The organism is Microcoleus sp. BM001215392, from assembly GCF_036700185.1.
In the GTDB taxonomy this organism is placed as follows: Bacteria; Cyanobacteriota; Cyanobacteriia; order Cyanobacteriales; family Microcoleaceae; genus Microcoleus.
On the sequence record NZ_JAUBOJ010000637.1, the window covers coordinates 1 to 2139 of the forward strand.

General features: G+C 43.4%; 1 protein-coding gene. It reads left to right on the forward strand.

Going from position 1 to position 2139, the window contains the following annotated elements; translation table 11 throughout:
* Positions 1 to 324: 324 nt before the first annotated feature.
* Positions 325 to 1998, forward strand: a complete 1674-nt coding sequence (locus QT974_RS33660; protein ID WP_333472699.1) for a glycosyltransferase family 39 protein — start codon at positions 325 to 327, stop codon at positions 1996 to 1998.
* Positions 1999 to 2139 lie beyond the last annotated feature (141 nt).

Below are 2139 nucleotides of genomic sequence, written 5' to 3' on the forward strand. Positions count from 1 at the left end.
CACTCATAAGTTATGTGCCGAAATGCTTCGCCCTCTTCAAAAACCAGATGCACCTGTCCTCACTACAAACCATGTTGTCTGTAAGGACTTCAGTCCTCTCTCTGGCTATTAAGAAAGAAAGAAAGAAAGAAGGACTTGCATTCCTCACTACGAACAAGAAAGAAAGAAGGACTTGCATTCCTTACTACGAACCGTGTTGTCTGTGGTGAGAACTTCAGTCGTCTCTCTGGCTTTTGAGAAAGACGGACTTGCATTCCTTACTACGAACCGTGTTGTCTGTGGGGTAACAGAAAAAAAACTTCTGCGAGATTAGCTAGTTATAAAATGGAATCCACTAAAAATCGCGATCGACTAAATGCTCACAACCCTCCACTTGAGAAGTGGTTGCGATTTTTAATTATAGCTGTATTAGCGATCGGCATTTTATTTCGCTTTGTCAATCTCGATCGCAAATTCTACTGGATCGACGAAACCTATACTTCCTTAAGAGTTTCCGGCTACACCGAAGCCGAAATTATCAAACAAATTTCGTACCAGAAAATAACCTCGCCCTCGGATTTACAAAAATACCAGCAGATAAATTCCCAAAAACAATTAAGCGATACTCTCAATTCCTTAGCCACCGAAGACCCCCAACATCCCCCGCTGTATTACGTACTAGCCAGATTTTGGGCGCAATGGTTCGGTAGTTCCGTTACAGCAATGAGAAGTTTGGCCGCCGTGATTAGCTTGCTAGTATTTCCCGCTATTTATTGGCTGGCTTGGGAGTTATTTGAATCTCCCGCTGTGGCGTGGATGGCGATCGCAATTTTTGCCATTTCTCCCTACCACATCTTATTTGCCCAGGAAGCAAGGCAGTACAGTTTGTGGACATTAACTACTATTTTATCCAGTGCAGCCTTGCTGCGAGCAATGCGCCCTGAGTCAACTCAAAATAATCTCGCCCTCATTCTTTCCTGGGCGCTGTACGCAGCCACAGCCACACTAGGATTATATACTCACTTATTATTTGTCTGGGTCGCCGCCGCCCACGCAATCTACGTCGCAGTCATAGCCAACTGGCGAGATGTTAAAACATTTATTGCCTATTATGCCGCAGGAATGGTCGCCTTGTTCGGCTTCATGCCTTCTCTGATAAATACTGTAGAAAACTTCAATCAAATTAGAAGCACAACAGCATGGGCAGAACAAACAAGTCTCTTAAGATTAGTTAGCAGGTGGGTGGGCGCCGTCAGCATCGCATTTTTTGATATTGGCATTGATGGGACTGCCAACGCCGCACAACTAGCCTTGGTAATTCCCGTTGGCATCATGATTCTAGCTTTAGTCGGCTATTCCCTTTATTTTCTGTGCCGGCAAACACCAAAACAGGTTTGGTTATTGATATTGCTATTGATTGCCACAACTGCCTTATTTTTGGCAGTACCCGATATACTTAAAGGCGGTAGGCGATCGGCAAATCCGCGATATTTAGTTCCTTGTTATGTAGGAATTCAGCTAGCAGTTGCTTACCTGCTGTCTGTGAAAATTAGCAATATTTTTGAGAATTCAAAACAACAAAAGCTGTGGAAAATAGTAGTAGTTGCCCTGTTTTGTGCAGGCATCATATCCGGTGGAGTTAGTTCTCAAGCCGATAGTTGGTGGAATAAAGGCAGCGGTTGGTTGCGTGCGGAATTAGAAGTCGCAGCGACTGTCAATTCTGCAAGCAATCCGTTAATTATCAGCGATGCGAATATCGCATACATCATGCCTTTAAGTTATCGCCTGCAACCAAAAGTCAAACTGCTAATCCAACCCCGCTGTTACACTTCTTGTTACAAAAATCGAGAGTTGGCACTCAAAAAACCAGAACCTCCGAAAATTCCCGGCGGTTTGGGCGAGTTGTTTTTATACAGGCCTTCCTCAGATTTGCGATCGGCAATTGAACAGCAAAATTATCAAATAGATCCGGCGGTTGGTAATGTAGAGCTCAATTTGTGGAAAATTACCAAAAAATAATTAAAAAATATTAACAAATCGGGTGCATCTCAATTTGGCAAGGGCGAAGCATTTCGGCACATAATTTATCAGTGATAACCAGAGACTTACTGCCGAAATGCTTCGCCCCTACAAGTATATTTTCAAAAATGAGATGCACCC

Bases quoted from the DNA above. Each gene is read 5' to 3' on its own strand.
- QT974_RS33660 (WP_333472699.1), top strand. From the start codon at position 325: ATGGAATCCACTAAAAATCGCGATCGACTAAATGCTCACAACCCTCCA.